Below are 12,716 nucleotides of genomic sequence, written 5' to 3' on the forward strand. Positions count from 1 at the left end.
AACCCTGTTAAAACAATGATAAATAGACATTTTGGGTCTAAAGAAATCCACGTTCACCGGGCTAAAGCCCAAGATAAAGCTTATACCTTGAATGATGATAATGACCTATCCCTATTGATAAAATCCAATAGATCCAAGATCTACTAAGCATCTGAAAAAGCTTCTTAAATCCCTAGCATTGATAACGCTCAGCGCCTGGGTCACCAGTATTCACCGCCTCGCGTACCCAACTGGTAACGAAATACCACCCTGCTCAGCAATAACCTCCTGTATGGCTGGCGTATGTCTGCAGCAGTCTTCTGTCAGTTCACTGCCAAGTTATATGCTAATTATGAATAATAAAGTGATTTTATATTCTTTTTAACCGAACAGAAGAACCCGTAAGATAATTGACGATTAAGCAAGTTTGCGTGGATTGAAGCAAGAGTTGCTCGCCGCAAGGGGTGAGTGTTTCACTGACGGATAAAGGCCAGTTGCCATATGATCGTTCTTTCGAATGTATCCAAAATTTTTAATAGCAACAGTGGGCAGGTGCTTGCGGTAGATGCCGTGAATCTGCAAATTCAAACTGGGCAAATTTATGGCATTGTTGGCTACAGTGGTGCAGGGAAAAGCACCTTAATTCGTTTATTTAATGGGCTAGAGCAGCCTACATCAGGATCTATTCTGATCGCCGGTAATGATATCAGTAGCGCAAAAGGTAATGCGTTGCGGCAGGCACGTTTAAATATCAGCATGGTATTTCAGCACTTTAATTTACTGTGGTCACGGACAGTCAGTGAGAATATTGCATTTTCACTGGAGATTGCCGGTGCAAGCAAAACCCAAATCAAAAACAGAGTCGCAGAATTAATTGCATTAGTTGGTTTACAAGGACGGGAAAATGCCTATCCCTCACAATTAAGTGGTGGGCATAATAACGAAGGCGATGCCGTGGTAATTAATGCAAACTACGCGATTGATGCCGGTTTAAATCCAACTAAAGATCCTATTGCAGTTGAAAGTGGCGAAGACAATCCATATGCCAATATCATTACTGTGCATAAAGATGATGTCAATAAACCTGAGATTAAAGCACTGGTCAATGTCTTACACTCAAAAGAAATTCAGGACTTTATCCGTGAGAAATATCAGGGTGCAGTAATCCCGGTTAATCAATAAATTTGTCCCGTCCTGCAATATCCATCGATATTGCAGGAACCTTTTCTCCATCGTTTACGATAAGTGTTAATGAAGTTTATCCCTCCGCTATTAACTATGCCTTTCCCTCTACTATTTTTTCTTACTGTTATTGTCTGATTTATAGCTTTGAAGCTGTTCACGACACTGGCTACCGATACCAATAAATACCACCATTGGCAAAAAAATAAGCCATGACAAACCTACCCTTTAATGTGATAAAATGTGTAAAATGGATAAACATCAATACAGTAGTCTGTAATTTATCACTTTTTTATATTTATTGATTTTAATTTCAAGAGGTTAGCGTGATGGGTTTACCAAATTGTCCGAAATGCAGTTCCGAATATACATGGCAGGAAGGGGAAAAACTAAATTGCCCAGAATGTGGTCATGAGTGGTCGGAAAATAGCGATTCCGCAACAGCCGATGAAGGCTTGGTAGTGCGTGATGCCAATGGTAATTTACTGGCTGACGGTGATGCGGTAACTGTCGTTAAAGACCTAAAAGTAAAAGGTAGCTCTTCAACCCTGAAAATCGGAACCAAAGTGAAAAGCATCCGCTTGGTTGAAGGTGACCACAATATCGATTGTAAAATTGATGGATTCGGCCCGATGAAGCTGAAATCTGAGTTTGTGAAGAAAAGCTAATAGCTTAATCCGCTACTTCCCCTTGCCCAGTGCAGTTCTGCGGAGCAAGGGGCTTTTATAGCACCGGTTATTACTGCGGCTTACTTTCCTGCTTAAGAAAATCAGTCAGGAAATATTGCGCATTGCCCTCATTAGAAAGCGATTCACTATACATAATAGGATGGTCGCCTTTCTCGCCAGGTAAATATAATTTGCCTAAATTATTGTTATTAATGATCAACACTACAATTTTCTTCCCATTAACATTGACACTATAGTCACTGCGCTCTTCTTTCTTCTCAACATCCATAATTTGAATTTTCTTATCCCAATCATGGTCGGCATTTGTTATCTGTACTAATGCCTTATTTTCAGAGCGAGGGCCATAACGCAATGTCCAGACTTCAATACCTTCATTGCCTTGCCAGGCCTTAACAGAATCAGCAACCTCAGGGCGAACAGGTTCGACAGCGAAACTTTTAGCGGATACCGCACATAACAAAGTAAGAAAGAAAAGTTTTTTAAACATCCAATAGTCCTTTTGTGTTAATTGAAAACGACAATCCTAATATCGTCGAAATACCTATATCTATCTGCAAATGGCTGCAAAATAAAAATTTAATTTTATACTAACCAGAGAAATTGTACTCAAGGTTTTATTAAAAACCATAAAAACAGAGACAATTCTTGATCACTATCTTCAAGTGCAATCGATATATAGAGTTTTACATAACGAACATGGGATAATGTGCCCATTGCATAATATATGCGAGTAAAAAGGAGATTCAGAGTGTTTTTATATATGTTTTATCTCGGTGGCAATGCTAAAAAGTCCAATATTGAGGTTCACGATATCCAATTTGTGGCCGCTCAAAAACCGGAAGACGCCTGGCCAGCTTTGAGGGAAGCTTGGTTCGGTGACCCAGATAAAGTCCATATTGATGGATATGCGCGCATCACTTGGGCCGATGGCTATGCAATCACCCTTTCTGATACGCCCCCCATTGGCAGCAATAAGCTATTTTTTGTCAATGTCGGCGCTTACCACCCTTCAGCGCTTGCGGAGTTACACGCTTTCGACCTGTTTGTGGCGAGTAATGCCCAACAAGCCAAAGCAAAAGGACTGGCAACACTGCTTAATGGTGCGCAACAGCAGCATAAAGACAATCTTAAGGAGGTCGATGACTACCTGCTACTGGACAAGGTTGATAACCTTTATGTACATCTAACTCCGTTAGAAAATGGCGAGCACTTCAGGCCAGAATGGCAAGGTTATCAACCTATTGGCATTTGATCATCACTTTCAGTATTAGTCTAAAACGGAATGGCGACTGGAAAATTGTTGTTATGGTTCTGTTCTCTTGCACCGTCCCATTCCGCCTCTCACCTAAAAATCCCCCTCAGCCATTCTGATGAAAAAATCATTTAGATATATCTTTTTTACCGCCCCTCTTGCTAATTTCGATATATCGATCTAGATTAGATATATCGAAATTGTTTCGATATATCTAAAGGAGATTCATTATGTTTGGTTTTTCAAAACGTGGTCATCACTGTGGTGGAGAGCACCATGAAGGGCACCACCGTTGTGACGAAAGAATGTATCGCGGTGGTCGCCACCATATGGCGGCGGAAGCAATCGAAGCCGCCAGAGGCGGCAGACGTGGCCGTGGTGAAAAAATGCATCGCCTGTTTGAACATGGTGATTTACGGGTTGTTCTGCTGGCACTGCTTGATAAAAAACCCAGCCATGGCTATGAACTGATCAAAGCTATCGAAGAGGCATCCTCAGGCCTATATGTTCCAAGCCCAGGAGTTATCTATCCGACACTGACATTGTTAGAAGAACAGGATTTTGTTACCCCAGTTGCAACCGGTAATGGCCGTAAAAGCTACCAGATCACAGATTCTGGGAAAGCTGAATTACAACAAAATCAACAGATGGTTGATGTTATTTTTTCACGATTGGCACAAGTAAATCGCCGGCCTGAAGGCAATATGGCTGAAGGTATTTCCGATGCAATGCACCGTTTACGCCACATTCTGCGCAGTAGTATGATGCGCTCAGATGTAACGCCAGCACAGGTTGAACATATTAATGCAGCATTATTGACGGCAGTAGAAACTATTGAAAAAGTGTTAGAATCCAAGGGTGCAGAGACTCAAGAGCCGGAGAAAAACTAATGCCGGGATATCGTTATCGCATCACCATTGAGCCGCTGACTGACCGCAAAGGTGAAGCCATAGATAAAGCCCCGGTAACATTCGAAGCCGAGAATCACGATGAGATCCTCGGCATCATCGAACGGTTACAGGCGCGTAAAGACTTGGATTTTGGTCAAGAGAAAACAGCCGCGTTTGCATTAGGTCTGAAGCTGTTTTCGGAAACGATGATGGAGAATCGCAAGCATCCGATATTTACCCCATTGCGGACTGCATTTATGGATTTCATGATCAACTTGAAGAAAGGCTCGATTCGCGATCGTAGCGAGTAACACATCAAAAACTAACAATAAAAATACTGCTGTATTCGAATAAAATTCATTGCCGGGAATATAAGTCATAGACCTCGTTCCCGGCGAATTATTTAACTCAAATCCGCACCATTACTGGCAATAACTTTTTTATACCAATAGAAGGATTTCTTTTTCTTACGCGCTAAAGAACCCTTTCCAAAATCGTCGCGATCAACATAGATAAAACCATAACGCTTGCTCATTTCCCCGGTAGAGGCGGAAACCAGATCAATGCACCCCCATGAGGTATATCCGATGACTGGAATACCATCATCAATAGCTTCACCCATGGCCTTAATATGTTCACGTAAATAACTAATACGGTAATCGTCTTCAATTTCACCTTGCGGATTAATTTCATCTTTAGCACCCAGCCCATTTTCAACTAAGAAAAGTGGTTTCTGGTAGCGGTCATACATCATATTCATGGTGATGCGTAACCCTAATGGATCAATACCCCACCCCCATTCACTGGCCTGAATATGTGGATTTTTCAAGGATTTCACAATATTAGCTGCGCTGCTGTTACGTTCATTCATATCCGCCGAAGCACAGCGCGAGGCGTAATAGCTAAAGGAGACGAAATCTACTTTATGTTTAAGAATATCGTCATCACCCACTTGGGTGGCAATTGAAATACCTTTCTCCCTGAAAAGGCGCTTAGTATAAGCGGGATAAGCCCCACGGGCTTGCACATCAATGAAAAATAAATTCTCGCGATCTTTTTCCAGCGCCGCCCAAACATCTTCGGGTTTACAGGTTCGGGGGTAAAAGTTCCCTCCTGCCAGCATGCAACCTACCTGATTTTGAGGATTGACCTCATGAGCAATTTTGGTCGCTAATGCGCTAGCGAGCAGTTCGTGATGGGCGGCTTGGTATTTAACTTGATCCTGATTTTCATTCGGCTCAAACACTAATCCCGCGCCAGAGAATGGACTATGGAGAAGAATATTAATTTCGTTAAACGTGAGCCAATACTTCACCAAACCATCGAAAGCTTCAAAACATGTCCGAGCATAGCGTGTGAAAAACTCAACCATTTTTCGGTTACGCCATGAGCCATATTCCGTCACCAGATGCAGGGGAACATCAAAATGACATAGTGTTACCAGCGGCTCAATATTGTGCTTTTTACATTCATTAAAGAGGTCGAGATAAAAGGCAATGCCCTCAGCGTTAGGTGCCACTTCATCACCATTGGGGTAAATCCGGCTCCATGCTATTGATGTGCGGAATACGGTAAACCCCATTTCGGCCATTAACGCAATATCCTCTTTATAGCGATGATAAAAATCAATTGCTTGATGGCTTGGATAAAACTCATCATCTCTTAAGGTAAAACGCTTTTCCTGCCCTAATTTTACGGCTAAACGATGGGGCCCATGAGGGATCATATCTACCGTCGCCAGCCCTTTTCCACCTTCAAAACAAGCACCTTCGGCCTGGTTTGCGGCTAAAGCGCCGCCCCATAAAAAACCGTCGGGAAATGTTGATACTGACATTCAATACCTCTTCATTTAGTTAATTTTTACTACACTGTGCGAAACAGCAGGGTCAGTAGAATGGGCACCGCCACCTAAGCTGTCTTCAACAGGAATATCTTCAAATCCCAGTAACAGTGTCGTGACGAACGAGATAACTATCGCCAGAACCATGACGCCAAACACCCATACAATGCTCATTGGATTAGCCGGATCAAAGAACTGAACACTGGTAAATAACCCAGGCGAAGCCATGGAATGACTAGCTAGCCCGCCGATTCCGGCAACCGCGCCGCAGATAAATCCACTGATAAGGCTGGCGATTAATGGGCGTTTAAGCCGCAATGCCACCCCATAAAGTGCCGGTTCCGAGATACCTGCCACAATCGCTGAAGCTGCAGCGGCCAACGCTGTTTGGCGCAACTCCGGATTTTTGGTGCGCCAGGCAACCGCCAGGGATGAGCCGCCCAATGAAAGATTTGCGCCAATTTCTGATGGCATCACCATGCCCTCTTTTCCTGTTTCGGCGATGGTCTGAATGATGGTTGGCGTAAAAACACGGTGCATGCCAGTCATGACCAATAATGGCCAAAGTGCTCCCATAATCGCTACGGAGAGCCAACCCAAATAATCATGAACGGTATAAACCAAAGAAGAAATGCCGCTACCAATCCATATTCCCAACGGCCCAATAAACATGATGGCAATAGGGGCTGAAATCAGCACAATTAGCATCGGTTTAAGGAAGTTTTTAGTCACCGCAGGTGTAATACGGTCAACCCACCGCTCAATATAAGACAGCAACCAAGTCATACAGAGTGCCGGGATCACCGTATAGGTGTACTTCACTGCGGTGACGGTTACGCCCATAAATTCAACATGTTGGCCTTGCGCGGCTTTTGCCATTAAATCAATAAAGGCCGGATGAACCAATACACCAGCAATAGCGATAGCCAGCGACATATTGGTTTTGAATTTTATCGCCGCAGAAGCAGCTACCATTACTGGCAGGAAGAAGAAAGCACCGTCACCAATAACATTAAGAATAATGAGAGTTGATGAGCCTTTCTCAAAGACGCCGGTCATATCCAGTATCATTGCCAGCAGTTTCACCATGGAACCGCCGATGATGGCAGGGATCAAAGGTGACATGGTGCCAATCAATGCATCCAGTATCCCTGCCCCTATCCGCTTTAAGGTGATTTTATTTTTCTGGGGCAGCGCATTTGCCGGTAATGCGCCTTCCGGGAGCAGTTTAATGACTTCGGCAAAGGCATAGCTCACATTATTACCAATAATAACCTGGCACTGATTTTCACTATGCACCACACCCAGCACACCCGTTATGGCTTTCAGCTTAGCCAAATCAACCGCACTCGCATCATTGAGTACAAAGCGTAAACGCGTCATACAATGAGTCACAGCCCCGATATTATTGGCACCACCAATAGCATCGACGATTTGCTGTGATACTGCGGCATAATTTTTTGACATGAGTAACAACTCCCCGTAATGGCATGCGCCGAGCTAAGTATCTTTTCTGCACTGAGATAATCCCATCGCTAAAAAACCATAATTAGCTATTAAATTCATATTGTTATAAGTCATTAATTGACAGGGAAAGTGTTGCCGCTAGTCATTTCCTGACACATAGGTAACCGGTTCCACATGAGAATCTTAAAATATGAAGTAAAATTCAATAGATAAATTTATTCTATTTTAATTCTGTGATGGTGATCGATATTAGAATCTCGCCAACGGGTGTGGTTCGCAGATACGGCCAAGTCACGAATGTCACTAACTCTTCTGCAATTTCAAGGGCGAAGAGTATAGAATGACAATAATTTCAACGAGTCAGGAAGGGCCTATGTCTACAATGCAAGAAGTGGCAAAGAAAGCCGGTGTTTCAAAAGCCACTGTTTCGCGTGTTTTGTCGGGCAAAGGTTATGTCAGTGATGCAACTAAAAATCAGGTCTTTAAAGCGATTGAAGAGACCGGATATCGACCAAACTTACTGGCGAGAAATCTGGCGACAAATAAATCTGAATGCATCGGATTGGTGGTAACCAATACTCTGTATAACGGCAGTTACTTTAATGAAATACTGTCTCAGGCGGCGCAAAAATTAGAAAATAATGGCCGTCAGTTGGTACTGGTTGATGGGAAACACAGTGCTGAAGAGGAACAAGAGGCTATTCAATTTCTGCTCGATTTACGCTGTGATGCCATAATCATTTATCCCCGGTTTTTAACTGTTGACGCTATGGATCTTATTATTGATAAATATAAACAGCCGATTATGGTGGTGAACAGAAAACTGCGAAAAAACTATAGCCATTGTATTTTTTGTGATCATAAAGGCTCGAGCTATAACGCAACTAAATATCTTATTGACCAGGGCCATCAGGATATCGCCTTTATTACTGGTTCACTTGATTCACCTACCGCAATTGAGCGCCTTTCCGGCTATAAGGCAGCATTAACTGAATTTTCGCTACCCGTTCAAGACAAACTTATCGTGCAAGGTAAATGGACACCAGCAAGTGGTGCCACTGCGATTGAGTCTTTATTAACCAGTCAGTTACCTTTCAGCGCAATTATCGCCAGTAATGATGATATGGCCATTGGTGCGATGAAGAAATTAAATGAAGCCGGTTTAAAAATCCCTGAGGATATTTCCATCATTGGGTTTGATAATATTCCTATTGCGCCTTTCCTACTTCCGCCATTATCCAGTATCAAAGACCCCGTCAGTGGCATGATAAATGAGGTCATTAATCGGCTAATATCCATGCTAGATGGCGGCTATTTATCAAATGAAAATATATTCCAATCTGAATTACTCATCAGAGATTCTGTCAGTAAAGGGCCTTTCTTTAACTCACTCAAAGCAAAATAGCGATTATTGATTATAATATGGCCGATAAAAAAGGAGCCAAAGGCTCCCCAGACTACTGACAAAGTCAAATAAAGGGGAAACGTGCCGTTGGGGTCGTAACGGCATAAGCCGTCGAAGCGCCCCTAGGTACGGTTAACCCTTTATTCACTGTACTATAAATAGCTTTGTCATTAACCTCAGGAGCCAAAGGCGCCTTCAAATAAAGCAACACACGTTATTTAACCCGAACACCTTCGACTGACAAAATCAGTTCAACTTCCTGTGAAGCCGGGCCTAAGTCAGTGGTGATATTAAAGTCTTTCAGCTTAATATTACCGTTAGCTTCAAAACCGGCGCGATAACCACCCCAGGGGTCATTACCCTGCCCGGTCAGTTTACTTTCCAAGGTCACTGGCTTAGTGACGCCATTTAATGTCAGATTACCGACCACGGTATAACCTTCGCCATTTTTCTTCACTTCGGTCGACTCAAATGTCGCCTGTGGGAATTTACTGACATTCAGGAATTCTTTACTGCGCAGATGTTTATCACGTTCAGCATGATTGGTATCAACGCTATTGGTATTGATCACCACATTGACTTTATCAGCCGCAGGATCTTTCTCATCAAAAGTGAAAGACCCATCGAAATCATTAAAACTGCCATATAACCAGCTATAGCCTAAGTGTTTAATCCGGAACTCGATAAAGGCGTGTTGACCTTCTTTATCAAATTTATATTCGGCGGCTACAGCGCTACCTGCAGTAAACATCAGTGCGCCTACAGTCAGGCCCAAGAGGGTCTTATTAAACATGCTTAATTCTCCATAATACAGTTGGTTAATCGGTGCTACGTCCCAGCATCCGTTTGAGGGTAATATCACCATCAATAACATGGTGTTTAATTGCGGCGAGTCCATGCAATAGTGAAAGTACTACAACAGCCCAAGCCAGATAAAGATGTACAATACCAGCGGTATCAGCTTGATCAGGTAAGCCCGTTAATGTGGCAGGAACAGCAAACCAGCCAAATACATTGATTGGTTGCCCATCAGCCGTCGAGATTAAATAACCGCTGAACATAATAGAAAATAAAATAATATATAAAACCAAATGCGCTAATAATGCACTGACGCGTGTAAAGCGGCTATAGCTTGACAATGGCTTTGGCGGTGGCGAAATAAAGCGCCAGATCACCCGAAATAACATCACGGCGAATAATATACAGCCAATACTCTTATGTATTTCTGGTGCCTGATGATACCAGCCATCATAGTACCCCAGAGTCACCATCCATAAACCAAGGGCAAACAGTGAATATACAGTTAATGCCACCAGCCAGTGGACACTAATAGTGATACGGCCGAACTGCTCCTTGGTATTTTTCCAAAGCATAATGATTCCCTTTTGCTCAATTTATAGAGCAATAGTCAAACATTATGAAATATAAAATCAACACTTATTTGACATAAGATATATTTTTATAACGGCAATCAGTTAATTTGGAACAGTTGAACATTACTCGGTCAATATAACTGTTGGACTTTACTTAACCTGACATAAGTACTCTGCAGCAACGGCAGCTTGGATATATATTTATTTTTAGATGAAAACAGCCTCCTTAATAAGAGACTATTTTTGAGGGGACGGCTATTGAGGAGACGGTTACTGAGGAGACTGTTGCAGTGTCCAGTTCAATACCTGCGAGACCAACTGATCACTTGCTAAGCCAAAGGCCGCTACCACTTCATTCATCTGCGCGCCTTTAATAGGCTGGCGAACTTCAAAATGACGAGTCGCCATAATTCTACGATCTGAAATTCTCACCAACCGGGCATCAAAACGGATCAGCACTTCACTGTTACCTGCTTGATATACGCCCTGAAATGCCGATAAGTCGCCGCTCAATTCTACATCAGCTTGAAGACTATCATCATCACTGCTGACGGCAGGAATTCGCCCATCCGTGCGGAATTCTTGAATCAGGCGATTACGCACCAAAATAGGGGCGGGATCAGTCCAGCGCGAATTTTTATAGACCGCGATTTCCTGCCCGTCGGGCTGAACAGCAATACGCGAACTATTGATAAACTGGTTGGTCGCCGGTTGTGAAACCCTCAGTGACCAATTCACGGTCTGCGCGCGCGGTGCATTTGCCGCTGGGGGCACTGGCAGCAGATAAACCTGTGATATCGGCGCAGTCGGTAAAATAGTGCAAGCTGACAACAATATAACCAGCATGGGTAACATCAACAGCCTGCTACGACGGCCTGCGGAGTGCATTATCTTCAGTGATATCATCGAGGCGTAAACTCCTGTGTTCTTTCACGACCACGCAGCAGAGCCGCAGGGTTTTCTTCTAAACGGGAAACGGCAGCACGTAATGTGGCTAATGTTCTGCGTAATTCATCAACGGCAGGCCCCAACTCATTCATCCCTTGCATACCATTATTGAGTGAAGTTTGATTTTCACTGACCAATTTATTGAGGATAATGCTGGTATTTTGCAACGATGCCATAGTCTTAGCGGCATCATTAACCAGCTGTTTACCTTGCCCGTCCATCAAGCCATTAGCACTGCGCAATAAGCGATTGGTTTGCGCCAGTGTCTCATTGGCCTGTTTGCTGGCCTGGGCTAACTGCTGCAGCATGGTGCGAATATCTTGGCGTTGGTCGGCTACAGTCTGGGTGACAAGTGCGAGATTATCCAGCGTGGTGATCAGCCGCTGCTGATTATCAGGGGCCAGTAGTTGGTTCAGCCGCATCAGCACTTCATTGGCATTACTCATGAAATTCTCACCATTCGCCAGTAATTGGCTCATCGGTGACGGCGTGGCGATAATAATAGGAATTTCACCATCTTTGCCCTCTAATAGCGGGCTTGACGGGGTGCTGCTGCTGAATTGAATGTTTGAGGTGCCGGTGATGCCCGCCACCGTCAGCCGGGCTTGAGTATCCTCGCGGATCGGCGTGGATGCTGACACGCGGATCCGCGCCCAAACCTTATTGGGGTCTTCACTGTCCAAACGCAGTTGGATCACTTCGCCGACCCGAATCCCGCTGTATTGCACAGTGCTCCCTTGAGACAACCCGCTTACCGGCTCATTGAAGACAATATCGTAGAGCTTGAACTGGCGGTTAGAGCCAGCATTTGTCAGCCACAGACAGAATAGCAACGCGGCGCTGACCACAATGAGAGTGAACAAACCAATGACAACATGGTGAGCACGGGTTTCCATTTACAACCTCTCTTCGCTATTAATCGCTGCCGCCGCTTGATAAGCAGCCCGCCCACGTGGGCCATGAAAATACGCTTGAATCCAGTCATCATCAGTTGCAGCCACCTTATCCAAGGTATCCACTACCAGCACTTTCTTTTGTGACAACACGGCCACACGATCACACAGGGTATAGAGCGTATCCAGGTCGTGAGTGACCAGAAATACCGTCAAATTCAGTGCATCGCGCAAGGTGCGGATCAAACTGTCAAACGCCGCCGCACCAATAGGATCAAGGCCTGCCGTCGGCTCGTCGAGAAACAGAATATCCGGGTCTAATGCCAACGCGCGGGCCAAAGCAACACGTTTGACCATCCCGCCCGACAGTGAAGCGGGATATTTACTGCCGGCCCCCGGTGGTAGCCCCGCCAATGCCAGCTTAACTTGCGCTAACCGCTCGGCCTCGCCACGTGGCAGGCCCGCATTTTCGATTAATGGCAAGGCCACGTTTTCTGTCACCGTCAGAGAACTGAATAATGCGCCGCGTTGAAACAATACACCAAATCGGCGTTCAACCTGAGAACGAGCCTGGCCCGATAATGTCATTAAATCCTGACCAAATACATGAATCTGCCCAGCGGTTGGACGGCGTAGCCCGACAATACTGCGTAACAACACCGACTTACCGGTACCTGACCCGCCAACAACACCAAGAACTTCGCCGCGCTGTACATCAAGATTGAGGTCTTGGTGCACACACTGCTGGCCAAAGCAGTTAACCAGATTACGAATTTGAATGATGGGTTCTTGCGTCAT

14 protein-coding genes are annotated in these 12,716 nt (G+C 44.4%); 6 read left to right on the forward strand and 8 right to left on the reverse strand.

What is annotated here, in order from left to right; translation table 11 throughout:
• Window positions 1–480: 480 nt before the first annotated feature.
• Window positions 481–1,161: a MetQ/NlpA family ABC transporter substrate-binding protein gene (locus tag DX162_RS22980; RefSeq protein ID WP_004391944.1), complete on the forward strand. Its 681-nt coding sequence runs from the start codon at window positions 481–483 to the stop codon at window positions 1,159–1,161.
• Window positions 1,162–1,487: 326 nt separating this feature from the next.
• The gene (locus DX162_RS21370) at window positions 1,488–1,829 is read left to right on the forward strand and encodes a zinc ribbon domain-containing protein YjdM (protein WP_169311121.1); all 342 of its coding nucleotides are present in this window, start codon (window positions 1,488–1,490) and stop codon (window positions 1,827–1,829) included.
• Between the two features lie 70 nt (window positions 1,830–1,899).
• On the opposite strand, the gene DX162_RS21375 is transcribed toward DX162_RS21370, so the two are convergent.
• Window positions 1,900–2,337 (reverse strand): hypothetical protein, encoded by a 438-nt coding sequence (locus DX162_RS21375; protein ID WP_004391942.1) that lies wholly within the window; start codon window positions 2,335–2,337, stop codon window positions 1,900–1,902.
• Between the two features lie 261 nt (window positions 2,338–2,598).
• Here DX162_RS21375 and DX162_RS21380 point away from each other — a divergent pair, with 261 nt between their 5' ends.
• The 3 genes from DX162_RS21380 (at window position 2,599) to DX162_RS21390 (ending at window position 4,303) form a co-directional block, all read left to right on the forward strand.
• Window positions 2,599–3,102 (forward strand): DUF1543 domain-containing protein, encoded by a 504-nt coding sequence (locus tag DX162_RS21380; RefSeq protein WP_032820531.1) that lies wholly within the window; start codon window positions 2,599–2,601, stop codon window positions 3,100–3,102.
• A gap of 230 nt (window positions 3,103–3,332) precedes the next feature.
• Complete coding sequence (locus tag DX162_RS21385; protein WP_032820529.1) at window positions 3,333–3,992, forward strand: PadR family transcriptional regulator; 660 nt, start codon at window positions 3,333–3,335, stop codon at window positions 3,990–3,992.
• Complete coding sequence (locus DX162_RS21390; protein ID WP_032820526.1) at window positions 3,992–4,303, forward strand: DUF3861 domain-containing protein; 312 nt, start codon at window positions 3,992–3,994, stop codon at window positions 4,301–4,303. The genes DX162_RS21385 and DX162_RS21390 overlap by 1 nt, the downstream gene beginning before the upstream one ends.
• A gap of 92 nt (window positions 4,304–4,395) precedes the next feature.
• On the opposite strand, the gene DX162_RS21395 is transcribed toward DX162_RS21390, so the two are convergent.
• Both DX162_RS21395 and ascF read right to left on the reverse strand, forming a co-directional pair.
• Window positions 4,396–5,826, reverse strand: coding sequence for a 6-phospho-beta-glucosidase (locus DX162_RS21395; protein WP_004391938.1), 1,431 nt, complete (start codon window positions 5,824–5,826; stop codon window positions 4,396–4,398).
• A gap of 15 nt (window positions 5,827–5,841) precedes the next feature.
• Window positions 5,842–7,299, reverse strand: coding sequence for a PTS cellobiose/arbutin/salicin transporter subunit IIBC (gene ascF / locus DX162_RS21400; protein ID WP_004391935.1), 1,458 nt, complete (start codon window positions 7,297–7,299; stop codon window positions 5,842–5,844).
• Window positions 7,300–7,672: 373 nt separating this feature from the next.
• On the opposite strand from ascF, the gene DX162_RS21405 reads away from it, so the two are divergent.
• Complete coding sequence (locus DX162_RS21405; RefSeq protein WP_032820525.1) at window positions 7,673–8,704, forward strand: LacI family DNA-binding transcriptional regulator; 1,032 nt, start codon at window positions 7,673–7,675, stop codon at window positions 8,702–8,704.
• 214 nt (window positions 8,705–8,918) lie between these two features.
• Here the strand turns inward: DX162_RS21405 and DX162_RS21410 are convergent, their stop codons facing one another.
• The 5 genes from DX162_RS21410 to DX162_RS21430 form a co-directional block, all read right to left on the reverse strand.
• On the reverse strand, window positions 8,919–9,497 hold the full coding sequence (locus DX162_RS21410) for a YceI family protein (RefSeq protein WP_032820522.1): 579 nt from the start codon (window positions 9,495–9,497) through the stop codon (window positions 8,919–8,921).
• Window positions 9,498–9,522: 25 nt separating this feature from the next.
• Window positions 9,523–10,077, reverse strand: coding sequence for a cytochrome b (locus DX162_RS21415; protein ID WP_004391932.1), 555 nt, complete (start codon window positions 10,075–10,077; stop codon window positions 9,523–9,525).
• Window positions 10,078–10,347: 270 nt separating this feature from the next.
• Window positions 10,348–10,983, reverse strand: coding sequence for an ABC-type transport auxiliary lipoprotein family protein (locus DX162_RS21420; RefSeq protein WP_032820519.1), 636 nt, complete (start codon window positions 10,981–10,983; stop codon window positions 10,348–10,350).
• A complete protein-coding gene (locus DX162_RS21425; RefSeq protein WP_004391930.1) occupies window positions 10,980–11,921 on the reverse strand; it encodes an MlaD family protein in 942 nt (313 codons plus the stop codon). The genes DX162_RS21420 and DX162_RS21425 overlap by 4 nt, the downstream gene beginning before the upstream one ends.
• Window positions 11,922–12,716 (reverse strand): ABC transporter ATP-binding protein, encoded by a 795-nt coding sequence (locus tag DX162_RS21430; RefSeq protein WP_004391929.1) that lies wholly within the window; start codon window positions 12,714–12,716, stop codon window positions 11,922–11,924.

The sequence above is a fragment of the Yersinia kristensenii genome, from assembly GCF_900460525.1.
Classification (GTDB): domain Bacteria; phylum Pseudomonadota; class Gammaproteobacteria; order Enterobacterales; family Enterobacteriaceae; genus Yersinia; species Yersinia kristensenii.

What these genes read in the sequence shown, in the direction of transcription:
- DX162_RS22980 (WP_004391944.1), top strand. Translation starts at nt 481, where the DNA reads ATGATCGTTCTTTCGAATGTATCCAAAATTTTTAATAGCAACAGTGGG.
- DX162_RS21375 (WP_004391942.1), bottom strand. Translation starts at nt 2,337, where the DNA reads ATGTTTAAAAAACTTTTCTTTCTTACTTTGTTATGTGCGGTATCCGCT.
- DX162_RS21385 (WP_032820529.1), top strand. Translation starts at nt 3,333, where the DNA reads ATGTTTGGTTTTTCAAAACGTGGTCATCACTGTGGTGGAGAGCACCAT.
- DX162_RS21390 (WP_032820526.1), top strand. Translation starts at nt 3,992, where the DNA reads ATGCCGGGATATCGTTATCGCATCACCATTGAGCCGCTGACTGACCGC.
- DX162_RS21395 (WP_004391938.1), bottom strand. Translation starts at nt 5,826, where the DNA reads ATGTCAGTATCAACATTTCCCGACGGTTTTTTATGGGGCGGCGCTTTA.
- ascF (WP_004391935.1), bottom strand. Translation starts at nt 7,299, where the DNA reads ATGTCAAAAAATTATGCCGCAGTATCACAGCAAATCGTCGATGCTATT.
- DX162_RS21405 (WP_032820525.1), top strand. Translation starts at nt 7,673, where the DNA reads ATGTCTACAATGCAAGAAGTGGCAAAGAAAGCCGGTGTTTCAAAAGCC.
- DX162_RS21410 (WP_032820522.1), bottom strand. Translation starts at nt 9,497, where the DNA reads ATGTTTAATAAGACCCTCTTGGGCCTGACTGTAGGCGCACTGATGTTT.
- DX162_RS21415 (WP_004391932.1), bottom strand. Translation starts at nt 10,077, where the DNA reads ATGCTTTGGAAAAATACCAAGGAGCAGTTCGGCCGTATCACTATTAGT.
- DX162_RS21420 (WP_032820519.1), bottom strand. Translation starts at nt 10,983, where the DNA reads ATGATATCACTGAAGATAATGCACTCCGCAGGCCGTCGTAGCAGGCTG.
- DX162_RS21425 (WP_004391930.1), bottom strand. Translation starts at nt 11,921, where the DNA reads ATGGAAACCCGTGCTCACCATGTTGTCATTGGTTTGTTCACTCTCATT.
- DX162_RS21430 (WP_004391929.1), bottom strand. Translation starts at nt 12,716, where the DNA reads ATGACGCAAGAACCCATCATTCAAATTCGTAATCTGGTTAACTGCTTT.